The organism is Nitrospirillum guanabarense (assembly GCF_034653355.1).
GTDB lineage: Bacteria > Pseudomonadota > Alphaproteobacteria > Azospirillales > Azospirillaceae > Nitrospirillum.
Genome location: NZ_JAYEER010000002.1, coordinates 16,172 through 41,791 on the forward strand (window position 1 = coordinate 16,172; position 25,620 = coordinate 41,791).

At 67.6% G+C, this 25,620-nt stretch carries 18 protein-coding genes; 8 read left to right on the forward strand and 10 right to left on the reverse strand.

What is annotated here, in order from left to right; genetic code table 11:
- Positions 1-120: 120 nt before the first annotated feature.
- On the reverse strand, positions 121-1,176 hold the full coding sequence (locus UAA55_RS06875) for a LacI family DNA-binding transcriptional regulator (RefSeq protein WP_322951942.1): 1,056 nt from the start codon (positions 1,174-1,176) through the stop codon (positions 121-123).
- Positions 1,177-1,352: 176 nt separating this feature from the next.
- Between UAA55_RS06875 and UAA55_RS06880 the strand changes: the two genes are divergently transcribed.
- From UAA55_RS06880 to UAA55_RS06890, 3 genes are all read left to right on the forward strand, one after another.
- Complete coding sequence (locus tag UAA55_RS06880; RefSeq protein WP_211106977.1) at positions 1,353-2,315, forward strand: dihydrodipicolinate synthase family protein; 963 nt, start codon at positions 1,353-1,355, stop codon at positions 2,313-2,315.
- Positions 2,316-2,437: 122 nt separating this feature from the next.
- Positions 2,438-3,835 (forward strand): MFS transporter, encoded by a 1,398-nt coding sequence (locus UAA55_RS06885; protein ID WP_322951943.1) that lies wholly within the window; start codon positions 2,438-2,440, stop codon positions 3,833-3,835.
- A 321-nt stretch (positions 3,836-4,156) separates the two neighbouring features.
- Entirely contained in the window at positions 4,157-5,380 is a 1,224-nt protein-coding gene (locus tag UAA55_RS06890; RefSeq protein WP_322951944.1) for a carbohydrate porin, read from the forward strand.
- A gap of 54 nt (positions 5,381-5,434) precedes the next feature.
- Here UAA55_RS06890 and UAA55_RS06895 read toward each other — a convergent pair whose 3' ends face one another.
- The 4 genes from UAA55_RS06895 to UAA55_RS06910 all read right to left on the reverse strand — a co-directional run bounded on the left by UAA55_RS06895 (position 5,435) and on the right by UAA55_RS06910 (position 12,209).
- Positions 5,435-6,553, reverse strand: coding sequence for an NAD(P)-dependent alcohol dehydrogenase (locus UAA55_RS06895; protein ID WP_322951945.1), 1,119 nt, complete (start codon positions 6,551-6,553; stop codon positions 5,435-5,437).
- 22 nt (positions 6,554-6,575) lie between these two features.
- Entirely contained in the window at positions 6,576-8,081 is a 1,506-nt protein-coding gene (locus UAA55_RS06900; protein WP_322951946.1) for a benzaldehyde dehydrogenase, read from the reverse strand.
- A 16-nt stretch (positions 8,082-8,097) separates the two neighbouring features.
- A complete protein-coding gene (locus UAA55_RS06905) occupies positions 8,098-10,545 on the reverse strand; it encodes a TonB-dependent receptor (protein WP_322951947.1) in 2,448 nt (815 codons plus the stop codon).
- 137 nt (positions 10,546-10,682) lie between these two features.
- Entirely contained in the window at positions 10,683-12,209 is a 1,527-nt protein-coding gene (locus UAA55_RS06910) for a carboxylesterase/lipase family protein (protein ID WP_322951948.1), read from the reverse strand.
- A 266-nt stretch (positions 12,210-12,475) separates the two neighbouring features.
- On the opposite strand from UAA55_RS06910, the gene UAA55_RS06915 reads away from it, so the two are divergent.
- Genes UAA55_RS06915 through UAA55_RS06925 form a run of 3 tightly spaced genes read left to right on the forward strand, consistent with a single transcriptional unit; the run spans position 12,476 to position 15,867 of the window.
- On the forward strand, positions 12,476-13,462 hold the full coding sequence (locus UAA55_RS06915) for an AraC-like ligand-binding domain-containing protein (RefSeq protein WP_322951949.1): 987 nt from the start codon (positions 12,476-12,478) through the stop codon (positions 13,460-13,462).
- 58 nt (positions 13,463-13,520) lie between these two features.
- Positions 13,521-14,333, forward strand: coding sequence for a p-hydroxycinnamoyl CoA hydratase/lyase (locus UAA55_RS06920; RefSeq protein ID WP_322951950.1), 813 nt, complete (start codon positions 13,521-13,523; stop codon positions 14,331-14,333).
- 4 nt (positions 14,334-14,337) lie between these two features.
- Positions 14,338-15,867: an AMP-binding protein gene (locus UAA55_RS06925; RefSeq protein WP_322951951.1), complete on the forward strand. Its 1,530-nt coding sequence runs from the start codon at positions 14,338-14,340 to the stop codon at positions 15,865-15,867.
- A 54-nt stretch (positions 15,868-15,921) separates the two neighbouring features.
- Here UAA55_RS06925 and UAA55_RS06930 read toward each other — a convergent pair whose 3' ends face one another.
- Positions 15,922-18,615 (reverse strand): TonB-dependent receptor plug domain-containing protein, encoded by a 2,694-nt coding sequence (locus tag UAA55_RS06930; RefSeq protein ID WP_322951952.1) that lies wholly within the window; start codon positions 18,613-18,615, stop codon positions 15,922-15,924.
- Between the two features lie 312 nt (positions 18,616-18,927).
- On the opposite strand from UAA55_RS06930, the gene UAA55_RS06935 reads away from it, so the two are divergent.
- Positions 18,928-19,902: a LysR family transcriptional regulator gene (locus tag UAA55_RS06935; protein ID WP_322951953.1), complete on the forward strand. Its 975-nt coding sequence runs from the start codon at positions 18,928-18,930 to the stop codon at positions 19,900-19,902.
- Here UAA55_RS06935 and UAA55_RS06940 read toward each other — a convergent pair.
- From UAA55_RS06940 to UAA55_RS06950, 3 genes are read right to left on the reverse strand one after another with little or no spacing between them, the layout of a single operon-like run.
- Positions 19,840-20,139: an AtuA-related protein gene (locus UAA55_RS06940; RefSeq protein WP_322951954.1), complete on the reverse strand. Its 300-nt coding sequence runs from the start codon at positions 20,137-20,139 to the stop codon at positions 19,840-19,842. The genes UAA55_RS06935 and UAA55_RS06940 overlap by 63 nt on opposite strands.
- On the reverse strand, positions 20,136-21,485 hold the full coding sequence (locus tag UAA55_RS06945; RefSeq protein WP_322951955.1) for an acyclic terpene utilization AtuA family protein: 1,350 nt from the start codon (positions 21,483-21,485) through the stop codon (positions 20,136-20,138). Before UAA55_RS06945 ends, UAA55_RS06940 begins: the two co-directional genes overlap by 4 nt.
- Positions 21,486-21,511: 26 nt before the next feature.
- Complete coding sequence (locus UAA55_RS06950) at positions 21,512-22,819, reverse strand: CitMHS family transporter (protein ID WP_322951956.1); 1,308 nt, start codon at positions 22,817-22,819, stop codon at positions 21,512-21,514.
- 280 nt (positions 22,820-23,099) lie between these two features.
- Here UAA55_RS06950 and UAA55_RS06955 point away from each other — a divergent pair, with 280 nt between their 5' ends.
- Positions 23,100-24,641: a tannase/feruloyl esterase family alpha/beta hydrolase gene (locus UAA55_RS06955; protein WP_322951957.1), complete on the forward strand. Its 1,542-nt coding sequence runs from the start codon at positions 23,100-23,102 to the stop codon at positions 24,639-24,641.
- Positions 24,642-24,645: 4 nt separating this feature from the next.
- On the opposite strand, the gene UAA55_RS06960 is transcribed toward UAA55_RS06955, so the two are convergent.
- A complete protein-coding gene (locus UAA55_RS06960) occupies positions 24,646-25,530 on the reverse strand; it encodes a LysR family transcriptional regulator (protein ID WP_322951958.1) in 885 nt (294 codons plus the stop codon).
- Positions 25,531-25,620 lie beyond the last annotated feature (90 nt).

A 25,620-nucleotide genomic window follows, 5' to 3' on the forward strand; every position in this document is an offset into this window, starting at 1 on the left:
GGGGAAAGTCGCACTTCGTTTTTGAGTCCACCCCGCCTACACAACGGAAACCGATAATTGTAATTATGGAAAATAATCTATGCGCATGCCTCCGAAGGAGGCGGTTCATAGGCATCCCGCTCAGCCCCGTTTCGGCGGAAGCGGGGCCGTGGACCGGCGGGGGATGAGCGTGGGTGCGGAAACCCTGATCCTGTCGCTCACGGCGACCGGATCCTCCGTCAGCAAATCAAGCGCGACCGATGCGATCTGGTCAAAGGGGACCCGCAATGTGCTCAACGGCGTCGGCAAGTGGCTGACAATGGGAATGTCATTGTAACCCACAAGGGAGACATCGCCCGGCACCGTATATCCCAGCCTGGTGAGCGCCGACAGCGCGCCGATGGCCGTGTTGTCATTGACCGCGAAAATGGCCGTCGGCTTTGGATCCAGGCGCATCAAGGCCAAGGCCGCCCCCGCGCCGGATTCGATCCCGAAAGTTGACTCGACGATGTAGGCGGGATCCTGCGACACCCCCGCCTCGGCAAGCGCCTGCTTATATCCCTCGACGCGACCGCGCGCGCTGGATGCATAAGAAGGTCCGGCGATAAGGCCGATGTGGCGGTGCCCCAGATCCAGGAGATGCCGGGTCGCGAGGTACCCGCCCAACGTGTCATCGCCCACCGAGGACAGGCTGCGGCCATCCGTGCGCAAGGCCAGGACATGGGGCACGCCGCGCTGTGTCAGGTCATTGGGAAAGTCATCATCCTGCCGGGCGGTGGACAAGACCAGGCCGTCAACCCCCCGCCGCAACAAGGTTTCCGCCGCCATCCTATCGGCTTTGGGCCTATCGTCCGTCGTCGCGACGATGGCGAACCGTCCGGAACGGACGCAAGCCTTGGTGAGCGCCTCATAGAGCATCGCCATCGCCGTGTCGGTCAGGCGCGGCACGATCACGCCAATGGTCATCGTCTTTCCGCGCCGCAAGCTGGCGGCCGAGACATCCCGGATATAGCCGAGACCGGCGGCCACTTGCCGGACCCGCCGGGCCGTCTCGCTATCCGATTGCGGCAACCGTTCATCCAGGATGCGCGACACGGTGGATTTGGACACCCCCGCCGCCGCCGCCACGTCGTGCAAGGTCACACGCCCCGGGATCATCCGCGCCGGGCGGCCAGCCATGTCTTCCTTTTCCGCCAAGAGACTCTCCCCACCATCGACCTGACGCCGCCGCGCCGGCCCCGCCCTCCCTTCTGTATGCCCCAAGATCGGGCTTGACTCCAGTGTGCTTTGGATCGATCGTGGGAACGTTCCCGCGAACGATCCCTCACCAGGTGATGGGACGTCGCCTGAAACCGATAACTGTGAGGAAACCCATGAACGCGCCCATCTCCCGGCAGGAGAAGTCCGCCTTTCGCACCCCCGTCATGGATTTGCGTGGGCTGAGCCCGGCCCCGGTGACGGCCTTCACCAAGGACGGCAAGGTGGATTACGAAGCCAACGCCGCGCTGGCGAAATGGCTGGTTTCCATCAATGGGGTGAAGAGCCTGGTTTGCCTGGGCCACGCCGGCGAAGGGACCTTCCTGACCCAGGATGAGCAGGTGAAACTCATTGAAACGCTGGTGGAGGCGGTGGGCGGTCAAGTCCCCATCATCGCCGGCATCACCGGCGAAGGCACCGAAGTGGCGGCCAAGGAAGCGCGCCGCGCCGCCGACGCCGGCGCCATCGGGGCGCTGGTCTACCCGTCCCATGGCTGGCTGCGTTTCGGCTTCCAGGACGGGGCGCCGCAGGATCGCTACAAGGCCATCCATGAAGAGTCCGGCCTGCAGTGCATCCTGTTCCAGTACCCCGACGTCACCAAGGCCAGCTACAACCTGAAGACCCAGTTGGAGATCGCCGCCCAGCCGGGCGTCGTGGCCACCAAGAACGGCGTGCGCAACATGCGCCGCTGGGACACGGAAATCCCCGTCCTGCGCAACGAATTCCCCGACCTGCAGATCCTCACCTGCCACGATGAGTACCTGCTGCACACCATGTTCGACGTGGATGGCGCGCTGGTCGGATACGGCAACGTGGCGCCTGAGCTGTTGGTGGAGTTCATCGCCGCGGGGAAGGCCAAGGACTATCCCAAGGCCCGGAAGATTCATGACCAGCTGCTGCCGGTCACCAAGGCCATCTATCATCGCGGGTCGCATATGGAGGGCACGGTGGCCCTGAAGATCGCACTGGTCGCCCGCGGCATCCTGAAGAACGCGACGATCCGCTCCCCCCTTCGGGACCTGTCCCCTGAAGCGGAGGCTGAGATCAAGGCCGCGCTGAAGGCGGCGTCCATCATCTGAGTCCGGCTGCGAGGCACCCCAGGCCCGCTGGGGTGCCTTGACCACCCATATAAAGACAATAAGACATGCCATACGCCCGGTACGCTGGGGCGGGAAGGCGTGCGTCCAGAGGGAGGGGTCAAATGGATATGATCTTGATGGACGACGCGAAGCGACGGAGCGCCACGTCCATGACCGAAGGTGCCCGCCTCATCGCCCGGCTGGAACGCCTGCCGGTAACCAAGCCCGTCATGTGGGCGCGGGGATGCGTCGGCATGGCGACGTTTTTCGATGGGTACACGACCATCGCCATCGCCTATGCCATGCCCATCCTGTCGAAGGAATGGGCGCTGACGCCGGCGGCCACGGCCGCCATCATTTCCTCCGGATATTTCGGCCAGCTGATCGGCGCGGTTATCTTCGGCTGGTTGGCTGAGCGCCTGGGACGCCTGCCCGTCCTGGCCATCGCCATCGCCATCTTTGCGGCCATGAGCTGCGCCTGCATCTTCGCCTGGGACGCGCACTCCCTCATGCTGTTCCGTTTCCTCCAAGGGATAGGAACAGGCGGCGAAGTTCCCGTGGCCAGCGCCTATGTCAACGAGTTGTCGGGCGCCAAGAAACGGGGGCGTTTCTTCCTGTTGTACGAGCTTCTGTTCCTGGTGGGCCTCACATCCGCCGGCGCCATCGGCCTGGTGCTGGTTCCCGAGGCTGGGTGGAAGGCCATGTTCATCGTGGGCATGGTGCCGGTCGCCCTGGTCATACCCTTGCGCTTCTTCCTGTCGGAAAGCCCGCGCTGGCTGATCGGCAAGGGGCGGCTGGCGCAAGCGGAGACTATCGTGGCCCGCCTTGAGGCGAGCGCGATCCGCAGCGGCAAGACACTCCCTGAACCTTCCATTCCCACGACGGTGATCGCTCCAAAGGCCCAGGGTTCGGTGAAGGAGCTGTTCGGTCCCCTCTATGGTCCCCGGACACTGCTGCTGTGGGTCATGTGGTTCGGCGCCTATATGATCAACAACGGCTTGGTCACCTGGTTGCCGACCCTTTACAAGACGGTCTTCAACATGCCGGTCGGACAGGCCATCGGTTATGGCTTCATCACCACCGGTGCGGCCTTGGTGGCCTCCTTCATCTGCGCCCTGGCCATCGATCGGGTCGGCCGCCGCCGCTGGTATATCGGTGCCCTGGCCTTCGCCGTCGTTCCACTGGCGGCGCTCTATCTGGAGGGGGCGAGCAGCGCGCTGACCGTCCTGTTGCTCGCCACCCCCGCCTTCGCCGCTGTCCAGACCGTCACCTATTCCCTCTACCTTTACTCCGGCGAACTGTACCCGACGCGCCTGCGCTCCTTGGGGGCCGGCCTGGGCAGCGCCTGGCTGCGTGCCGGATCCATGGCGGGACCCTGGGTGATCGGCATGGTGGTCGCGCAAGGCCCTGTGGCGCCCGTCTTCCTGGTTTTCGCTGTCGTATCGGCCTTCACAGGCTTGGCCGTCTGGCTGCGCGCACCGGAGACGACCGGCAAGTCCTTGGAGACCCTATCGCCCTAGATCCGGGGCAAAGGCGTCCGAACACACTCCGAAATTCCAACGGAACTTCGCGCGAGACGAAGTCCGAAAGGGGAGGCTTTATCCATGAGAACGCTGGCGGCGCTGGTGGGATGCATCGTCTTGGGCACGACCCCCGGTCTGGCTGAAACCATACCTGAAACAGCACAAGGAAAGCCGGCCACCACCGCTGAGGGGCAGGCGGCGCCAACCACTGAAACCGATCGCGCCCGGGTTATCCCCCAACTCCACATCCTTCCACCCCCCGGAAGCGGGTTCACGCCCCCTCCCCCCGATGGCCCCTTCAGGGACATTGGCCAGGCTTTGGCCGACCGGGGCATTTACCTGCGTGCCCTGGTCGTGGACGAGTTCGCGGCCAACACCACGGGCGGCCAGGGACAGGGCAAGGCCAATTCACTGGCCACCCCCTTCGGCACCGACCTCGACCTCGATAAGATGCTCGGCTGGTCGGGCGCGACATTCCATATGTCGATTAACGACTCCATCGGCACATCCCTGGCCGCCGAGCACACCTTGAACGCCGTCAGCTTTCAGACGCGCTTCAAGAGCTACCACAACATGCGCCTTTCCGCCCTGTCGCTGGACCAGGACTTGTTTGACGGCAAGATCAACATCACCGGCGGGCGCGTCTCGGCGCTGACCTTCTTCAACGCTTCAACCATCTACTGCAACTTCCAGAATAACTCGGTCTGCTTCAACCCCGCCGTCCTGCCGATCCAGAACAAGACCTTGTCCTTCTTCCCCTATGGCACCTGGGGCGGGCGGGTGAAGGCCAACCTGTCCAAGACCTTCTACGTCCAGGCGGGGGCGTTCGAAGCCAATACCTCCCTCGTCCCCACCAACGGGTTTGACTGGTCGACCAAGGGCGGGACCGGGGTGCAAACCGCGGGGGAGATGGGCTTCCAGTCCGCATCGCCCTTGGAAGACCATGCCTATCACGTGCGCCTGGGCGGATTCCGCAACACCTCCCCCGTCTCCGACCCGTTCCTCAACAGCCGTGGCGTGTCACGCATCGCCTACAAGGGCGCGGCGCTGGTCCATGACGAAGGCCAAACCGGCTGGTACGCCATGGGGGACATGGTCGTGGCCCGCTTCAGCGGGGACCGGCAGCGCAACCTGACGCTGTTCGGCGGCATGATCGGGTCGACCGCGGACTATACCCAATTCAAGAGGCAGACGTTGCTGGGGTTCGTGCTGACGGGGCCATTCGAAAGCCGGCCGGACGACACCTTCGGCATCGTCGGCAGCTATATCCAACTGGGCCCGCGTGAGGTGGATTTCCTGCGCGCCTCGCGTGCCGCGGCCGGCGGCACGGATCCCATGCGCAACGCCGAAGGCATCTTTGAAATCAACTACGGCTACAAGGTCGCCCGCGGCATCAAGGTCAGCCCCAACATCCAGTACGTCCTGGATCCGGATAACATCCTGCGGCCCGGCGCCGTTCATCAGTCCAAGGACATCCTGGCGTTCGGCGTGCGCCTTTCGGTCGAGCTGGGCGCTGTATTGGGTTTCCCCGTCTGGCGATAGGGCACAGGCATCCAGCCCGGCGCGTATCCCTTCACCGAGGCTGACGCGGCTTGCTCACCACCCCGGCATGCGCAGCACGGGCTTCACCGTCCGCCCGGCTTCGGCGTCGTGGATGGCCTGGTTGATCTCCGCCAGGGGATAGAAGGTGATCAGCCGGTCGAAGGGGAACTGCCCGGCGAGGTACAGATCGATCAGGGCCGGGATGAAATGATGGGGATCGGCGTCCCCCTCGACGATGCCGCGCACGCTGCGGCCGCCGCTCATCAGATGGCCGCCATCCACCGGCAGGGTCTGGCCGAACGGCATGGCGCCCACCAGGCCGCAGACGCCGCGCGGCGCCAGGCAGCGCATGGCGTCGCCGACAACGGCCGGGCGGGCGGTGGTGTCCAGGGCGTAGTCGACACCCACACCGCCTGTCAGTTCCATGATCCCGTCCACCGTGGAGGCGCGGGTGGGATTGAAGGCGTGGGTGGCGCCCAGTTCCCGCGCCAAGTCCAGCCGGGTGTCCACCACGTCGACGGCGATGATGGGCGCCGCCCCCATCACCCGCGCCGCCATGACCGCGCTGAGCCCCACGGCCCCGGTGCCGAAGACGGCCAGGGACCGGCGGGGACCTACCCGCAGGGCGTTCATGACCGCCCCCGCCCCGGTCAGCACACCGCAGCCCAGCGGCCCCAGGATTTCCAGCGGCACCGTCGCCGGCACCGCGACCACGTTGCGTTCAGGACACAAGGCATGGGTGGCGAAAGAGGACTGGCCGAAGACGTTGCCGCCCAGCACCCCCCCTTCCCGCCCCGGCCAGCGCAGGCCGCTGCTGCCGTCGGCGCGCCGGCCGCTGAAGTTGCGGCCGAAGAAGTCGTGGCAGTAGGCCGGAAGATGGTCGTCGCAGGAGGGGCAGGCGCCGCAGGAATTGAAGCTCATGACCACGCGGTCGCCCGGGGCGACGCGGGTGACGCCCGCCCCCACCCGCACGACGATGCCCGCCCCCTCATGCCCCAGCACCGCCGGCGGCGGTACCGGCAGCTCTTGGTCGCGCATGGCCATGTCGGTGTGGCAGACGCCGGTGGCCACCACCCGCACCAGCACCTCATCCGGACGGGGGTCCTCGATCTCCACGGTTTCCAGGGTCAGGGGGGCTTTAATGCCGTGGGCCACGGCGGCGGTGATCTGCATGGGTCGCTGCGTCCTTGGCGGGTCAGAACGGATAGGCGGGGGCCTGGGGTTGGGTGGTAGTCCAGCGCCAGGTGGTGAACTCATCCCAATTGGCGGGGCCGCTGATGCGGCTGCCGTTGCCGGAGGCCCCCATGCCGCCGAACGGCGCCTGGGGCTCGGCCACGACCGTTTGATCATTGATGTGAAGATGGCCGGTGCGCAGGCGGGCGCCCAGGCGGCTGGCCCGGTCGACATTGGCGCCGATGACTCCGGCCGCCAAGCCGTAAGCGCCCCGGTTGGCCAGGTCCACCGCCTGGTCGTCGTCGGTGAAGGCGGTGACCACCGCCACGGGCCCGAAGATTTCTTCCTCGAACGCCGGCATGCCGGGGGTGACGCCAGCCAGCACGGTTGGTGCGTAGCACCGGCCGTCGTGCGTGCCGCCGGCCAGCAACTTGGCGCCGGCCGCCACGCTGGCCTCGACGATGGCATGCACCCGCGCCACCTGGCCGGCATCGATCAGCGGGCCGATGGCGACACCGTCCAGCGGGTCGCCCACCGGCAGGGCCCGCGCCTTGGCCACCAGGCGCTCCACCAGGGCGTCGTGCAGGCTGTGGTGCACCAGGATGCGGCCGGTGCTCATGCAGATCTGGCCCTGGTGCAGCCAGGCGCCCCAGGCGGCATTGCGGGCGGCCAGGTCGATGTCGGCATCCTCCAGGATGACCAGGGCGTTCTTGCCGCCCAGTTCCAGCTGCACCTTCTTCAGGTGGCGCCCTGCCAGCTCCCCCACCGCGCGGCCGGCGCCGGTGGAGCCGGTGAAGGTGATCATGGCGATGTCGGGGTCGGCGCACATGGCCTGTCCCACCTCCGCCCCGCCGGGCAGGATGTGCAGCAGTCCCGGCGGCAGGCCGGCGGCGGCAAAGGCCTGGGCGATGAGGAAGCCGCCGGAGACGGGTGTGCGGGGATCGGGCTTCAGCACCACGGCGTTGCCGGCGGCCAGGGCGGGCGCCACCGCCCGGATGGACAGGACCAGCGGGAAGTTGAAGGGGGAGATCACCCCCACCACGCCCAGGGGTACGCGCTCCGCCACGCTGGTGCGCGGTGGGGCCGACGCCAGGATGTGGCCGCGGGGCTCCAGCGCCATGGCGGCGGCGTGGCGCAGGAAGCCCTGCGCGTGCTCATGCTCCACCTGCGCCTTGCCGCCGGCGGACCCGCCCTCGCGCATCAACCAGCGCACCACGGCGTCGCCCATGGCGCCCATCACCCGCGCCGCGTCCTCCACCACCTGGGCGCGGGCCGCGGCGGGCAAGGCGGCCCAGGCCGGCTGGGCCGCCCGCGCGGCCTGGGCGGCGGCGCGCACGTCGGATGTGTCCGCCCGCCCCACTAGGGTGAGGAGCCGGCCGGTCGCCGGCTCCGTCACCTCGATCACCCCGCCCCGGGCCGGGACCCAGGCGCCGGTGAAAATCCGCCCCTCGCCTGGGGCATCCCCCGACGTATTCCATGGGCCGTCGAGGCGGGCGTCAGACGCATCGGACACCAACTGCTTGGTCATTTCTTCTTTCCCGCGATCAGTATTTGTATTTCAGGGTGGCGAACCACTGGGCCGGCGGGCTGTAGGTGCCGAAGATGACGCCGGCGGCGTCGTTCTCGTTGCCGGTGGTCAGGTAGCGGTCGTTGGTGATGTTGCTGCCGCCCACGGTGGCCTGCCAGCGTTCGTCCGCCGTGGTGTAGGTGACAGAGGCGTTGACCACGTTGGTCGATTGCCGCTCCAGCAGCGCCGTGTTGGCGGTGTCGTTGTACATGGGATTGGTGTGGGTATAGTCGACGGTGACCCGCAGGCTGGCGCCGTTGGCCAGGCTGGCGGTGTAGGCCGGGCTGACGCTGAACTTCAGGTCCGGCGTCTTGGGCAGGCGGCTGTCCAAGGTCACGCCCACCACACGGGGATCGACGCTGGTGTAGCGGGCGTGCAGGTAGCCCAGCGTGCCGTCCAGGGTGAAGCCGCCGCCCAGCAGGGCCTGCGCCTCCACCTCGCCGCCCCAGATCTCGGCGTCGCCGGCGTTGTGCAGGGTGGGCGACACCCCTTCCTGGAAGTTCAGCTGGATGCCGGTGTAGTCGGTGTGGAAACCCGCCACGTTCAGGCGCAGGCGCCGGTCCAGCAGTTCCGACTTCACGCCCAATTCCACCGTTTCCGCCTTTTCCGGGCCGAAGCCGGGGGCGGTGCCGAGCGGGTTGGACAGGCGCGTGGTCCAACTGCCCGACTTGAAGCCCTTGGACCAGGAGGTATAGGCCATGACATCGTCGGTCAGGTGGTATTCCGCTCCCAGCCGAGGCGTGAAGATGTAGAAGTCCTTGGTGTTGACGCCGGCGGGGTAGTAGCGCAACGGCTCCCGCGACACGGGGAAGCCCAGGGCCGCGCGGCAGGCCTCCGACACCGGATAGCAGCCGGAAATCTTGTAGTTCAGGCCGTTCAGGTCGGATTGGAAGCCCTCGAACGTCTTGTGTTCCCAGGTGTAGCGGCCGCCCAGCGTCAGGCCGATGCGGTCGGTCAGCTGATAGTTCAGGTGGGTGTAGGCGGCGACCGAGGTGGTATCCAGCTTGTTGGGCCCATCCAGTTGCAGCAGCCCTTCGTCGAACGTGACGTAGTCGTGCAGGTTGCCGCCCTCGTTGAAGAAATAGAGGCCGTTGACGAAGTGCAGGCGCCCATCCAGGGCCTTGCCCGTCAGCTGGAATTCCTGCGACGTCTGGTGCTGGTCCATGCTGAACGACAGCTCGGCGATGGTGAGGGGCGAACCATCGGCGTCCAGGCCCGTGCGCCACAGCAGGCGGCGGTAGGCGGTGATGGACTTCAGGTCCAGATCCTCACCCAGTTCCCAGTCCAGGGTGTTGGCGACGCCATAGGATTGCAGGTGGGAGAAGCTGAGGCCGTTGCCGTAGGTCTTGTCGATGTCGCCCGTCAGGAACTGGTTGCCGAAGGTCAGGCGTGGACCCGTGGTCAGGGCGGTACCCACCACCGCCCGGGGAATGGTGCACAGGTTGGTGAAATTGGGGTTGCCGCCCACGCCGCTGATCGCGTTCAGGGTCGCCACCGGCAGGGTGACGCAGGCGTTGTAGAGGGCCGACAGGCCGCCGCCCGTCACCGTGCCCAGCAGGCTGTTGGCCGTGGCCGACTGGTCCTCCTGCGTGTAGTCGGCGACCAGCGTGTCGGTGACGGAGCCGGAGCCCTTCCAATAAAGCTTGGCCCGCACCGTCTGGCTGTTCTGCCCGCCTTGGGTGTCCGAGCTGCCGGTGCCGGAACGGGAGAAGGCGGCCGCGTCGGTCACCGTGCCCGCCGCCCCGGGATAGGGCACCACCTGCTGATAGCCGTCCCGTTTCTTGGAGGAAACGGTGATGGTGCTGAACAGGGTGTCGGTCAGGGGGATGTCGGCGGAGGCGCCGACATCGATGCGGTTGAAGCTGCCGCCGGTGATGGCCGCCGTGGCGTGATACTGCTCCGACGGTTGGCGGGTGACGATGCTGATGGCGCCGCCGATGGTGTTGCGGCCGAACAGCGTGCCCTGCGGGCCCTTCAGCACCTCGATATGGTCAACGTCCATCAGGTCGCTGTTGGCGCCCACGGTGCGCGCCAGATAGACGCCGTCGACATAGACGCCCACACCAGGGTCCAGGTTGAAGGCGAAGTCATCCTGGCCGATGCCACGGATGGAGGCGGAAAGGACGGAAGTGGAGCCGGAGAAGGGCGAGCCCGCGTCCAAGGTGACGTTGGGAGCCAGGCCGCCGATGCGCTGGACGTCGTCGATGCCCTTGCCCTCCAGGGCGGCGGCGGAAAAGCTGGAGACGGCGATGGGCACGTCCTGCACGTTTTCCGCCCGCTTCTGGGCCGTGATGATCACGTCTTGCAGTTGGTCGACCGCCGGCGGCGTCTCCGCCGCCAAGGCCGCCGGCGCCACCACCATGGCCGACACCCCAGCCAACAGGCCCCAGCGCCACAAGGCGGGCAAACGTTTCCCTATCGTCATCCTCGTACCTCCCGTTCCAGTCCGGGCCTTGCGTGCCGCCCGGTTATCGATGGCGACAGGAAAACACGGGGTGCGGGCCAGGATCTTGGAAGGGAGCGAAGGGGATTTGACGCGGGGCGAAGGGAAAGGACGGCGGCTTATTCCGGACCGCGATACTTCCCCCAGGCCAGTCGCCGCGCCGCCTGCGGATCCCCTTCTTGCCGATCCACCGTGTCGATGACGCGCGTCAGGCGGGCCCGCGCGTCGTATCGCGGCCAGCCGGGGGACACCCCGTCCGCGAAGTCCAGGAAGGCGGCCTGGAAGCGCCGGCTGACCCGCTTGGACGTGCGGCGGCGGAACAGGTCCAGGCGGCCCAAATCCCCCTCCCCCGTCGTGCCGAACAGCAATGGCAGGTCCAGCGCGTGGGTGGCGCCGCCAAACATCAGGCGGGCCAGCGGCGTCGCATAGTCGATGCGGTACATCCATGTGTCCGCGACGGCCGCATGCCCTTCGGCGATCAGGACGGACGGCGCCCAGAAGATGAAGTCGCCCCCCATGTCGACCGCCGACCGGCGGGAAGGGTAACCGCGATAGGCCGGCGCCACGCGGTTCCGCACCACCGGATCCGTGGCCTTGAACATGGCCTCCAGCCGGTTGACGCGGCTGGGCAGCACGGGCAGCCCCCGGTCCAGGATCGCCCCCTCATGCGCCATGGTGCCGATGACCATCGGTATGGGATGGGTTTTCCCCTGGCGGAAGGCGTCCACCGGATGCCAGGGCAGGAAGTCGCCATCGATGACCGGTGACGTCGCCAGGATACCAGGGTTCGCGTCCGGCCCCTCGTCAAAGAACAGGCGGAAGGACTCTTCCACCAGCCGATCCGCGGGCAGATCACTCAGGGCCTGCCCCACGGCCGCCTTGTCCGTGGCATCGACCCCGAGGGAGACCAGCAGATCCCGCGCGAGACCGGCGTGGCGCTGCCGACCGTAGGCGCATTGTGCGGCGGCGCTCATCACGAAGGCGCGGTGGAACAGGCCGGCGGCGGCCGGCGCGCACATGAGGCAAAGGACGGACATGGCGCCCGCGGAATGCCCGGCCAGGGTCACGTTGCCAGGGTCACCACCGAAGGCGGCGATGTTGCGCTTCACCCAGGCCAGGGCGGCCACTTGGTCGCGCAGGCCCACATTGCTGTCCAAGGGACGGCCGGGCGTGGCCCAGGCGCTGAAGTCGCTGAAGCCGAAGACGCCGACCCGGTAGTTCAGGCTGACGAAGATGACGTCGCCGTCCATGACGATGCGGTCGCCACGATAGAGCGGGCCGCGCGAGCCACCCAGGGCGAAGGCCCCGCCATAGAGCCAAACCACCACGGGACGGGGCGCCCTGGCCGGCGCCGGGGGTACGGTGATGTTGAGGGTCAGGCAATCCTCGGACATAGGCGTCGTGGCGCCGGCGCCGCCCATATGCTCGAACCCCCGCCGTTGCATGGGAATGGCGCCGAACTCATGCCCCGCCCGGACTCCCCGCCAAGGAACGACGGGGCGCGGCGCCCGGAACCGCAGTTCCCCCAGCGGTGGCGCCGCGTACGGAATGCCGCGCCAGGTCCGCACGCCATTCTCGACGATGCCGAGGACGTCACCCCCTTCCGTCCGCACACGAAGGGTGTCCGCCTGATCCACCGCCAACATCCGATTCCCCCTGGCCGTCGCGCCGCATGCGGGGCCCGGACGGGCCGCCGGGGCACAGCTAACCATGCGTGCGGGCGGAGTTCTTGGCGGGGAGCGAAAGGAACTTGGCGTATGGCGAAATGAAACCGCCGCCGACCGAGAGGCGGCACTTTCGCCATCACAATTGTTGTTTCCTATAACAATCATGTTTATGCTGATGGCAAGCGGCGTCCCGACGGGCAATGAGCCCATCCGATGGACGTCCGGAACAGGGAGGAAAAAGAGCCATGGGCCTCATGGAGCGCTTTTCCGTGGACACCATCGCACCGGAACAGCGGCGGGACTGCTGGAACGACATCGTCGCGCAGGCCTTCCCGAATGTGGCCGTCGACCCCCGGGACGAAGGCTTCACCGCCCATCTCGTCCGTCAGCCCTTGGGCCGGCTGGACTTCGCCTATGTCAATTCCAGCCCGGCCAAGGTGTGCCGCCTGCCACAGGGCCGGCCGCAGCGGGCGGAGGAGCCCTATTTCAAGATCCACGCCCAGCACCGGGGCAGCAGCGTGAACCGCCAGGGCGGACGCGAGGCTGTGCTGAACGACGGCGACTGGACCCTGTGCGACAGCCGCAGCCCTTATTCCATCGCCTTCGCCGACCCCAACCAGATGCTGGTGGTGAAGCTGCCCCAATCGCTGCTGGCCCAGCGGGTGCCGGATCCGGAACGCTTCGTCGGCGTGCGCATGGGGGGCGACCGGCCGGAATCCCGCATGCTACTGTCGCTGCTGCGTTCCCTGGCACCACAAGCCGACCTGCCGTCGGAACCGGGCTGGACCGGCGCCGTGGCCGACATCCTGCTGGATGTGCTGGCCCTGGCCTGCCAATCCGACGTCCCCCGCAAGCCGACGCCGGATGACACAGGCGCCCTGGCGCATGGTGCGCTGGCCCACTGGACCCGGCAGGTGCGGGGGCATGTCGACGCCAATTTGCGCGATCCCTGCCTGAACAGCACCCGCATCGCCACGGCGCTGGGCATCTCTTCCCGCTATGTGCAGATGGCCTTCGCCACCCTGGGCACCACCGCGACCGCCTACATCCTGGCGCGGCGCCTGGAACTGGCGGCCGCCACGCTGCAAAGGGCGCGGGACATCGCCGGCGGCACCATCAGCGACATCGCCTACGATGTCGGCTTCAACGACCTTTCCCATTTCAGCCGCAGCTTCCGCGCCCATTTCGGCGTCAGCCCCCGCGCCTACCGCGCGGGTCGGTCCGCCGCCTGAGCCCGGCAACAAATCAACCCAAGAGGGGTCGTGCGACCCCGTGACAGGAAACAGGACCATGACTGCCGATACCGTTGCTTACCATGTCGCCGATGGCATCGCCTGGGTGCGCTTCAACCGGCCTGAGAAGCGCAACTGCATGAACCCCACCCTGAACCGCCGCATGATGGAGGTGCTGGATGAGTTGGAGTTCCGCGACGACGTCGGCGTGCTGGTCCTGTCGGGTGAGGGCAGCGCCTGGTCGGCCGGCATGGACCTGAAGGAATATTTCCGCGAGACGGAGGCCAAGGGCCTGGGCGCGGTGCGCCAGTCGCAGCGGGAAAGCTATGGCTGGTGGCGCGCGCTGCGCTGGTACCAGAAGCCGACCATCGCCATGGTCAACGGCTGGTGCTTCGGCGGCGGCTACGGCCCGCTGTACGCCTGCGACCTGGCCATCGCCGCGGAGGAGGCCAAGTTCGCCCTGTCGGAGATCAACTGGGGCATCCTGCCCGGCGGCGGGGCGACCAAGGTGGTGGTCGACCTGATCCCCCTGCGCGACGCCATGTATCACGCCCTGACCGGCGAATTGATCGACGGCAGGAAGGCCGCCGAGTGGCGCCTGGTGAACGAGGCGGTGCCGCTGGACCGGTTGCAGGACCGGGTGACGCAGATCGCCAGGATGCTGCTGGAAAAGAACCCGGCGGCGCTGAAGGCCACCAAGGACGCGGTGCGCCGGGTCAAGGAAATGACCTACGATAATGCCGAGGACTATCTGGTCCGCGCGCAGGAGGCGGCCAATTTCCACGACAACACCGGCCGTAAGGAAGGCATCCGCCAGTTCATCGACGAGAAGAGCTACAAGCCCGGCCTGGGCGCCTACCGGCGGGGATGAGGCCATGACCGCGCCCCCTTCCTTCCTGCCCGCACCGGACCCGGTCGCCTTCCAGGCGGCGGCGCAGCCGGACACGCTGGCCCTGGTCGACCTGACCAGCGGCCGGCGGTACACCTATGCCGCGCTGGACCAGGCGGTGAACCGCTGCGCCGCCTGGCTGGCGGCGACGCTGGGCGCCCCCGCCGGCCAGCGTGTCGCCGTCCTGGGCCGCAACGACGGGGCGATGATCATCCTGCACCTGGCCGCGGCGCGGCTGGGCGCCATTTTCGCGCCGCTGAACTGGCGCCTCACCGTGCCGGAACTGGCCTTCCAGGTGCAGGACGCCGAGCCCGCCCTGCTTTTGACCGATGCCGAGTTCCTGGAGACCGCCCGCCAGTCGGCGGGTGGGACGGCGACCCATGTCATGACCCTGGCGGCGGCGGCGGCGGATTGGGACCAGGTGGCGCCTGTCCGCCCCGCGGGCCCTTCCCACGCCGACACGCCCAGCACCCTGCTCTACACCTCCGGCACGTCCGGCCGGCCCAAGGGCGCCCTGCTGACGGAAAGCAACCTGTTCTTCACCACCATCAATTTCGGCTTGATGAACAAGGTGGACGCGCGCTCCGTCGTGCTGTGCGACATGCCGCTGTTCCATGTGGTGGGGCTGGTGTCGCTGGCACGGACGCCGCTGACCCACGGCGGCACGCTGCTGGTGTCGCGGGGGTTCGAGCCTGCGGCCACCCTGGCCCGCCTGGCCGACCCGGCGCTGGGTGTGACCCATTACATGTGCGTGCCGCAGATGGCCCAGACGCTGCGCCAGCACCCCGATTACGACGCGGAGCGATTGCGGCGGCTGGTGGCGCTGTGCACGGGCGGTGCCCCAATGCCGGCCGCGCTGATCCAGCGTTTCTGCGACGACGGCATCACCATCGCGGACGGCTACGGCATGAGCGAGACCGGCACCGTGCTGGGGATGCCCATCGGCGACCGGACCCGCATCGCCGCCAAGGCCGGATCGGCCGGCATACCCGGCCCCACGGTGCGCCTGCGCCTGGTCGATGACGAGGGGCGGGACGTGGCCGACGGCGAGGTGGGGGAGCTCTGGATCAGCGGCCCCAACCTGTCGGCTGGATACTGGCGGCGGCCGGAATTGCCGACGCTGGCCCAGCTGGGCGGTTGGCTGCGCACCGGCGACGCGGCCCGGCGGGACACCGACGGCTACTACTACCTGGTGGACCGCAAGAAGGACATGTTCATCTCCGGTGGGGAGAACGTCTATCCGGCGGAGGTGGAGGCCGCGGTCATGGAACTGGACTGCGTGGCCGAGGTGGCGGTCATCGGTGTGCCGGATGAACGCTGGGGCGAGACCGGCTGGGCCTATGTTGTGGTCCGCGCCGGCCAGACCGTGACGCCGGAGCAGGTGCTGGCGCACCTGGACGGCCGCATCGCCCGCTACAAGCGGCCCCAGCGGGTGGTGATCGTCGGCAGCCTGCCGCGGACGGGATCCGGCAAGGTGCAGAAGAATGTATTGCGCCAGCAGGCGGCGGAGGACTGATCCGAATGGGACAGGCTGGCGGCCCTGTCACGAACCGCCAGCCCGCGCGTCACATCAGAACTTCATATCCAGCCGGATGTACACCTGCCGGCCCAGGGCATCCTCCAGACTGGGCAGGTAGCCCGTGAACTTGGCCCAGGGCGGGTCGCGGTCCAGCAGGTTGACGGCACCGACGCTGACCCGGACGGCATCCGTCGCCTGGAAGGCATACTGCGCGTCCCAAACCACCCACGCCCCCACGGTGGCCGAACTGGCCGCCCCCAGGTTCACGCCGTAATCGTCCACCACGCCGGAGGTGTAGCGCATGGTCAGGGTGGCGGTGTGGGGCCCGTGCTCCCAGGTCAGGTAGGTGTTGTCGCGCCAGCGCGGCGTGACGGGGGCGAAGCTATTGGCGTTGCGGTGGCCCACCACTTCATAGATGGGGTCGCCGGGATTGTTCTGGATCTCATAGCTGTGGATGTAGGCCAGCGTGCTGCGCAGGGTCAGTTCATGGTCGTCCAGGTCCCAGGTGTAGGCGGCGGAGACGTCGATGCCATCGGTCGTGACCGCGCCGGCGTTGAAATAGCCGACATTGACACCGACCAGCGTGCCGCTGGCGTCGCGGATGACGGCCGGCCCCGTCGGGTCGGCGTTGATCACGGCCTGGGCGTTCTGCAGCGCGATCTTCTTCTTGAAGTCATAATTCCAGTAATCGACCGACACCTCGGCATGGCGGATGGGGTTCCAGGTGATGCCCAGGTCGTAGTTGGTTGAGGTTTCCGGCTGCAGCTTGTTGTTGGGCACCGTGTTGACGTTGCGGAAGGTGCCCTTGTCCCCGGCCGCTAGTGGGTCATACAGGTTGGACGTGCCGCTGGTGGCCGCACTGCCCACCGATTGGGCCAGGGCCGGCGCGCGGAAGGCGGTGCTGGCCGCGGCCCGCAGGGTCAGTTCCGGCGTCGCGTGCCAGTTGACGCCGATCTTGGGGTCGACGCTGTCGAAGGGGCCGTAATCCTCATACCGGATGGCGCCGTCGACATAGAGGTCCTTCAGGACGGGCAGGCCCAGCTCGGCGAAGCCGCTGCCGATCTGCCGGGTGCCCGACCCCGACACGCCCGGCGGCAGGTAGGCGGTGCGGCCGCTGGTGCGGAAGGCGTCATAGAGGATGGAGCGATATTCGTTGCGGAACTGGCCGCCCACGGCCAGGGCGCTGGTGCCGCCCGGCAGGTCGAACAGCTTCCCCGTAACCACCCCCTCCGCGATCATATATTCCGACACGGTGCGCGAGGTGGTGTAGGTGAAGAACTGGTCGATGACCGCCTGGTTGTTGACCTTCTGGTCTTTGCCGAAGGGGCTGAAGTAGGAGCAGCCGTTGGTGCCGGGGGCGAAGCTGGCAGTGCCGTTGAAGGACACCGGGCAGCCGGCGCCGCCATAGCCGTTGACGGCGTATTGCAGCGACACCAGGTCGGTTTCCTTGACGTCGTAGACCTGCTGCTCCCGCGAATAGACACCGTCCAGCGAGTATTCCCAATCGCCCCACAGCTTGCCCTTGGCGCCCAGCACCAGGTGGGTGCCGGTCAGGTCCGTCTTGTCGTCGTCATGGGGACCGTTCACGCCCATGACACGGCCCAGGAAGGTGACGGGCACGCCGAAGGGATTGCCGGGGTTGCTGGCGGGCACGATGATGTTGCCGCGGGTGATGGGCGTGCTGGCCACACCGTAGCGGTCGGAATCCTGGAAGTAATAGCGGCCTTCGAAGAAGATCTGCTGGGTGTCCGTCAGGTCATAGGTGCCGCGCATATGCGACAGCACCTGCTTGTAGGCTGGCTGGATGGGGTTCATGGCCTGGTAGCTGAATTGGCAGGCGCCCAGGGGGAAACTATTGCCCACGAACACGCCGCCGGTGCCGGGGACATCACAGCTGGGGTCCGCCACCTGCACGTTTTTTGTGGCCGCCGCCGTCGGGTTGGCCCCGGCGGCGACGCGGGCCGCCACGGTGTTGTTGTACAGCTGGGTGTAATCGATGGCGCCGTTGACGCCGTTGTTGATGACGACGTCGCCGCCGCTGGCGGTGTGCGGGGCCGAGGACAGGATGAAGTTGCCCGGCTGCGACGTGCCCGAGGGGCTGTAGAAGTTCGTCACCCGGCGCTGGGAATTCTGCAGGTTCTTCTGGTGTTCGTAGCTGAACGATCCCACGACATGGAAGCGGTCGCCGCCGCCCCCATACATGCCCTCCGCCAAATACTTGGGCGCGCCGTCGATGAAGGTGTACTGCCCGCCCGCGGCCACGCCGTTGAACTTGTCGTCGGTGATGAAGTTCATGACACCGGCGATGGCGTCGGAGCCGTACAGGGCCGACGCGCCGTCCAGCACCGTCTCCACCCGCTGGATCTCGATCAGCGGCACCAGGGTGTTCAGATTGACGTAGGGGTTGAGGTTGCTGTCCGTGTCCGTGGCCGCCGTGCGGTGGCCGTTCAGCAGCACCAGGGTGGACGACGGCCCCAGGCCGCGCAGGTTGGCGGAGCGGGAGCCGTGGTTTTCCGGCCCGCCCTTGGACAGATCCTGTGCCCCGCCCATGCTGCCGATGTTGGCGGGGGTCAGATTGGTCAGCTGGCTGAGGTTGCTGACGCCTGAACGGCTGATGGCGTCGCGGTCCAGGGTCTGGGTTGGGTCGGGAATATCGGCCTGGCTTTTCACCTTGAGGTAGGTGCCGGTGACGACGATCTCCGCGATGCCATCGTCGGTCGAATCCACGTCCTTCTGCTGAGCCATGGCAGGATAGGCCCCGGCGCACAAAGAAATGAGCGCCACGACCGAAGCGGTCGCCCGCAGATTGGCTGCAAATCCAGACGCGGATACACTTCCAATTTTCATTATTTTCCCTCCCCGATTGGCGTTTTATGCCGACCCACGACGGCATCGCCTTCTCTATTCATGAGGAGTATTGTAGGGGGCATTAGATTTGTAAAATTTGTTTTTTACATGCATTAATAAACTGCGCTTATCAATGCAACCATCGCAAAACTGCCGCCTTCAGCACGGCAACGATTGTGATGAATGAGGTTGCCGTGATAAGGAATTTATATGGATGTCAATCTTCGGCAGATCCGCGCCTTCCTGGCGGTGGTCGGGCTCGGCGGCTTTACCCGGGCCGCCGGCGCGCTGAACATTTCCCAGCCCGCCCTGACCATCCGCATCCGCCAGCTGGAAGACCAGATCGGCCTGCGCCTGTTCGACCGCAACACCCGGTCGGTGCAGCTGACCCGCGTGGGTCAGGAACTGCTGCCCGTGTTCCAGCGCCTGATGAAGGATTTCGACGGCGCCATGGCCGACATCCGGGAGTTCTCGGAAGAGCCGCGCGGCACCATCCGGGTGGCCGTCCTGCCCAGCTTCGCCGCCGGGCCCCTGCCCGCCCTGATCGCGGACTTCCGCGCCCGCAACCCCCGCGTCTCCTTCGTGCTGAAGGATGCCGTGGGCAAGCGAGTGCTGGCCATGGTGCGCAATGAGGAGGTGGACTTCGGCATCGGCGTCGGCGGCGTGGATGAGCCGGATCTGGACACCATCGACGTCTGCGAGGACCGGCTGGTGCTGGTCTATCCCCGGGGCCATGCGGCGGGTGAGCTGCCCTTGGCCTCCGTGCCCGTCATTTCCCAATTCCCGCTGGTGCTGATGGACAAGGACACCAGCGTGCGCCGCCTGGTGGATGAGGCCTTCGCCGGCGCCGGCTCCATCGCCACCCCGGCGTGCGAGGCGACCTACATGTCCACGGCGGTCAGCATGGTGCGCGCCGGCTTGGGCCTGGCCATCCTGCCGGCCTCCGCCATCGAGATCCGGGGCTTCGCCGACATCGCCACGCGGCCCATCGACGATGCCGGCTTCGTCCGCCGCATCGTCATCATCAAGCGCCGGGGAAGCTCGCTGCTGCCGGCGGTGGAGGAATTCACCAAGGTGCTGCTGGCGGCGGCCACTTCCTGCGCCGCGACGCCGGGGCCTTGCCTAGATGTCGAGGTCCAGGATGGCGGAGCTGAGGCACTTGCCGTGGGCGTCCAAGGCCAGTGACCGGGTGACACCGCCGCCCAGCGTGCGCGTCAGGACGAAGTTCAGCGCCCCCAGCCCCGGCAGGGCATAGCGCACCACCTCCCCCTGGATCAGGGCGCCCAGGTGGCGGCGTACCCGTTCCACCGTCACCGCCGCTTCCAGACGGGCGTAATCCTCCGTCCGGTAGGCGATGACGGAGATGTTGGAGGTATTGCCCTTGTCCCCCGTGCGGGAATGGGCCAGCTCGCGCAGTTTCATGGCTGAACCTCCGTCATGTGGACTTGCGGGCTGACCAGCTCGCGCGGGATCAGGGTCGACTGCACGGCGATGACCTCCTTGGCCATCTTGGTGGCGCCGCCGCCGCCGGCCGGGCCGTTGGTGTACAGCCCCTCCACCTCGTTGCCGATGCGCTCGGCATCCTTCAGGGTGTGGGTCCGGCCGGCGACGCGCAGGCGGACCTCATAGGGTTCGGGGGCCGCCGCCGACAACTCCGGCCCATGAATGGCGTCCACGCCGATGAGGTCCAGCCGCAATTCTCGCAGGGGCAGGCCGATGATGCGCAGGCGTTCCGCCACGATGTCGCGGCCCAGGCGCGCCCGCGCCAGGGCGCCGGGACCGGCGTAGGAGATCTGGCCCTCACCGATATAACCATCGCTGTAGCCCAGCGAGACCTTGAGGCTGCCGGGTCGCGCGGCCCCGCCGCCGCCATCCACCCGTACCTGGTCGGGACCCGCCTCGGTAATGGACACGCCGCTGAAATCGGCCGCCACGTCCGGCGTCAGATAGCGCGCGGGATCGTGCACCTCATACAGCAGCTGCTCCCGGCAAGTGGCGCCGGTGATCAGGCCGCCGCTGCCCGCCACCTTGGTGATGGTGGCGGCGCCATCGGCGGCGACCTCGGCGAGGGGGAAGCCCAGGCGCGCCAGGTTGGGCACGTCCTTGTAGCCGGGATCGGCGAAATAGCCGCCGCTGACCTGGCCGGCGCATTCCATGAGGTGGCCGACCAGCGTGCCCTTGCCCATGAGCGTCCAATCATCCGCCGCCCAGCCGAATTCATGCACCAGCGGCGCCAGGAACAGCGAGGGGTCGGCCACCCGGCCGGTGACGACCACGTCGGCCCCGCCCTTCAGCGCCCGCACGATGGGCTCCGCCCCCAGGTAGGCGTTGGCGGCCACCAGGCTGTCCGCCAGGCTGGACACCGGGGCGCCCGTTTCCTCGATCGTCAGGTCCTGGCGGGCGCGGATGATCTCCGTCACGTCATCGCCGGTGACGATGGCGATGCGCAACGGCCCCAGCCCCAGGGACCGGGCGACAGCCGCCACGGCGGCGCCGGCGGCATGGGGGTTGGCGGCCCCCATATTGGTGATGATGGTGATGCCATTGCGCCGGCAGGCGGGCAGGACGGCCGCCATGCGGTCGGCCAGCAGGGGGTCGAAGCCGGCGGAGGGATCCCGCCGCTTGGCCAATTGGGCCAGGGCGATGGTCCGTTCGGCCAGGCATTCGAAGACCAGATAGCGGATGTCCCCCGCCTCGGCCAGTTCCACCGCCGGCTCGATACGGTCGCCGGAATAGCCGGCGCCGGTGCCTAGTCTGACGCGTTTCAACGCGGATGCCTCCTGGTCGCGGGTCCCTACAGGGGCAGCACGCCGATGACGACGGCGACCACCGTCATCAGCAACGTGGCGCCAAACAGGTAGGGGATGCTGAATTTCTGATGCTCCCCCAGCCCGATGCCGGTCAGCCCGATCACCAGGAAAGTGGCGGGCGTCAGGGGGCTGACGGGGAAGCCGGTGGTCATCTGGCCCAGCACGGCGGCCTGCGCCACATGCACGGGCTGGCCGCCCAGGCTGCCGTGAACCGAGGCGATGACCGGCAGGATGCCGAAGTAGAAGGAGTCGGGGTCGAACAGCAGGCTGAGCGGCATGGACAGCACGCCCAGGATGACGGGGATGTGCCCCGCCATGCCGGACGGCATCACGGATACCGCCGCGCCGGCCATGGCCTTCAGCATGCCGCTGCCCTGCATGATGCCGGTGAAGGCGCCGGCGGCCAGCAGGATGCCGGCCATCATCAGCGCCGCCTTGGCGTGGGCGTCCACCCGCCGGCGCTGTTCCGCCACGTCGGGATAGTTCAGCATCAGGGCCGCCACCGTGCCCAGCATGAACATGACCACCGGGTCCACCCAACCGCCCACCATGACGGTCATGACGGCGGTGGTCAGGGCCAGGTTCAGCCAGAACAGCCCGGGGCGGCGCAACGCCCGCTCCTCCGCCGTCAGCGGCCGTTCGGCGGTCGGGACGGGGTCTGCGCCCGCCAGCGTTCCAGCCTGGGCCAGGCGCCGTTCCTCCCGCCGGCCCAGCCACCAGGCCGTGGCGAAGACGAAGGCCAGGCCCGCCGCCTGCACCGGCAGCAGCGGCCGGAAGATGTCGGACACGGGCAGGTGCAGGGCGGCGGCGGCGCGGATCATGGGGCCCGTCCAGGGCAGGAAATTGACCCCCGCCGCCAGCGAGGTGACGCAGGCCAGGACGCGCCGGTCCATGCCCAGCCGGTCGAACAGCGGCAGCATGGCGGGAATGGTCACCAGGAAGGTCACGGCCCCCGACCCGTCCAGGTGGATCAGCAGGGCCAAGAAGGCCGCCCCCACGGTGACGCGCCAGGGCCGATGTCCCACCAGGCGCAGGATGCGGCTGATGATGGGGTCCAGCATGCCGGCGTCGGTGACCACGCCGAAATAGAGGATGGCGAAGACGAACATGCCGGCTACTGGGGCGATGGCCTTGATGCCGTCCAGGATGAAACGGCTGGTCTCCAGCCCGAAGCCGCCCAACAGCGCCCCGGCGACGGGCACGGCGATCAGGGCCACCAGGGGCGACAGCCGGTTGCTGAGGATGGCCAGGAACAGGACGGTGACCGTGCCGAAACCCAGTACCGCGATCATACCTCTCCCCCTTCTCCCGCGTCCGGTTCAGCCCGGACGTCGTGGCTTCGGCGCCTGATGGTTCGATCCCTAGGGTTAAGGAGGAGGACCCGATAAGGGAAATAGATTTGTTCTATATTTGCGATAGTAAAGTTTAATGAATTCCGCGCCGGCCCGCCGGGGTCGGGCGGCAGCGATAATCAAAATCTATCAATCGCATAAAGTTAATCTAATTCCTTCCGTCCTTCCGCCGTGGCATTCCCGGGGACAGAACACGGGGAACAGGCTGGGGAGGATGAGCATGCGCGTGATGACCTGGATGGGGGCGGCAGCCGGCGCCTTGCTCACATGGGCGATCACAGCGCCGGCCGCCCATGCGGCCGACTGCGCCAGCCTGGCCGGGCGCAGCTTGCCCGAGGCGCGCATCCTGTCGGCCGAGCCCGTGGCGGCCGGTCCCTACAAGGCGCCGGACGGCACCGTCACCTTCCCCGACCTGCCCGCCTTCTGCCGCGTGGTGGCCATGGCCGAGACGGATGTGAAGGTGGAGGTCTGGCTGCCTGAGACCGGGTGGAACGGCCGTTTCCAGGGCGTGGGCAACGGCGGCTTCGCCGGCAACTTCAGCTATTACGCCATGGGCCCGGCCCTGCGCGCCGGCTATGCCGTGGCCGGTACCGACACGGGCCACGGCCCGGCGGAAGGCAAGCCCGGTACCCGCCTGGACTGGATGCACGACCCCACCCAGTTGGCCAACTGGGGCCACAACGCCATCCACCGCATGACCGTGGCGGCCAAGGCCATCGTCGCCACCCGCTATGGCACGCCGGCGGCCAAGGCCTATTTCGAAGGCTGCTCCACCGGCGGCGCCCAGGCCATGACGGAGGCGGAGTATTTTCCCGGCGACTATGACGGCATCCATGCCGGCGCGCCGGGCATGAACTACACCCGCCTGATGATGAGCTTCCTGTGGAGTTCGCGGGCCACCCTGCTGGACCCGGCCAGCACTCTGCCGGCGGAGAAGCTGACCCTGCTGCACCAGGCGGCGCTGAACGCCTGTGACGCCGCCGATGGCGTCAAGGACGGCCTCATCGAGAATCCCCCGGCCTGCCGTTTCGACCCGGCCGTGCTGCAATGCGCGTCTGGCGCCACGGACACCACGGCCTGCCTGACGGCGCCGCAGGTGGCCGCCGCGCGCGCGCTCTATGCCGGCCCGCGCAACCCGCGCACGGGTGAGGCGATATATCCCGGACTGGTGCCGGGCAGCGAATGGGGCTGGGACCTGCAGCAGGGCAAGTTGCTGGAGGCCTACGTCATCCCCCTGTTCCAGAACATGGTCTACGACAACCTGTCCTGGCGCTGGCAGGACTTCGACTTCGACCGGGACGTGACGCTGACGGACGAAAAGGTCGGTGCCACCATCACCGCCGTGTCGCCGGACCTGTCAGCCTTCAAGGCGCGGGGCGGCAAGCTGATCATGAGCCAGGGCTGGGCCGACCAGCTGAACGCCCAGACCTATCCCATCCAGTATTACCAAGCCGTGGCGGGCACGTCGGATCCGGCCCAGGCGCGGGCGCGGCTGGGCGGCTACTTCCGTCTGTTCATGGTGCCAGGCATGGGCCACTGCTACGGGGGGCCCGGCCCCAACCGTTTCGATGCCGTAACCGCCCTGCGCGCTTGGGTGGAACAGGGCAAGGCGCCGGACCGGCTGGTCGCGGCCAAGCACGAGAAGGATCTGGACCCCACCTCCGCCGTGCTGCGCACCCGGCCCCTGTGCCCCTACCCCGCCGTCGCCCACTGGACCGGCAAGGGCTCCAGCGACGAGGCGGCGAACTTCACCTGCCGGTGACGGCTCAGGCCAGCATCATGCCGCGTGCAGCGGCGATGCGGTCGGCGATGTGCTCGCGCACGGCGGCAATGCGCCGGGTGTGGTGGCTGTCCGGGTGGCTCAGCAGCCAGTAGGTGCGGGTGAAGCGTATGTCCGGCAGCACCCGCACCAGTTCCGGAAAGCCCGCGGCCGCGTAATCGTGCAGCACGCCGATGCCGTGGCCGAACCGCACCGCCTCGATCTGGGCGACGACGCTGCCGCATTCGTAATGGCGCTCGGTGTGGCGGCCGACTTCTCCGGCGTAGTCGAGCGCCCGGCTGTAGGCGAAGTCCTCGACATGGGTGACGAACAGCCGGCCGGCCAGATCCGCCGTCGTACCCAGAGGGCCATGGCGGTCCAGATGCCTCTGGCTGGCATAAAGGCTTAAGGAATAGTCCGTCAGCTTGCGCACCATCAGCCGGCCGTGGTCCGGCTGTTCCAGGGTGATGACCAGGTCCGCCTCGCGCCGGGAGAGGGAAAAGGTGCGCGGCAGGGGCACAAGCTGGATGGTCAGGCCGGGATGCCGTTCCGCCAAGGCGCCCAGTTCCCGCGCCAGGAAATAGGTGCCGATGCCGTCCGGCGCGCCCACCCGCACCGTGCCGGTCAGCCGGTCGGCGCTGCCGGACAGGATGGAGCCCGCCTGCAGCAGCTCGGACTCCATGCGCTCGGCCGCGGCCATCAGCGTCTCACCCGCCGGTGTCAGGGTGCAGCCCTGCGGCCGCCGCTCCACCAGCAGCACGCCCAGGGATGTTTCCAGCGCCGTCAGGTGCCGGGCCACCGTGGCGTGGTTCAGGCCCAGGCGCTGGCCAGCCCCCAGGATTTGCCCAGCACGGGCCACGGCCAGGAAGACGCGGACCTGATCCCATTCCATCGGCACATCCAGACTATAAAATCCGCACAACGAAGCCGCGACATTGCAGGTTGATGCGCAGTTCTGCAAGCCGGATAAGCGAGGGGATAA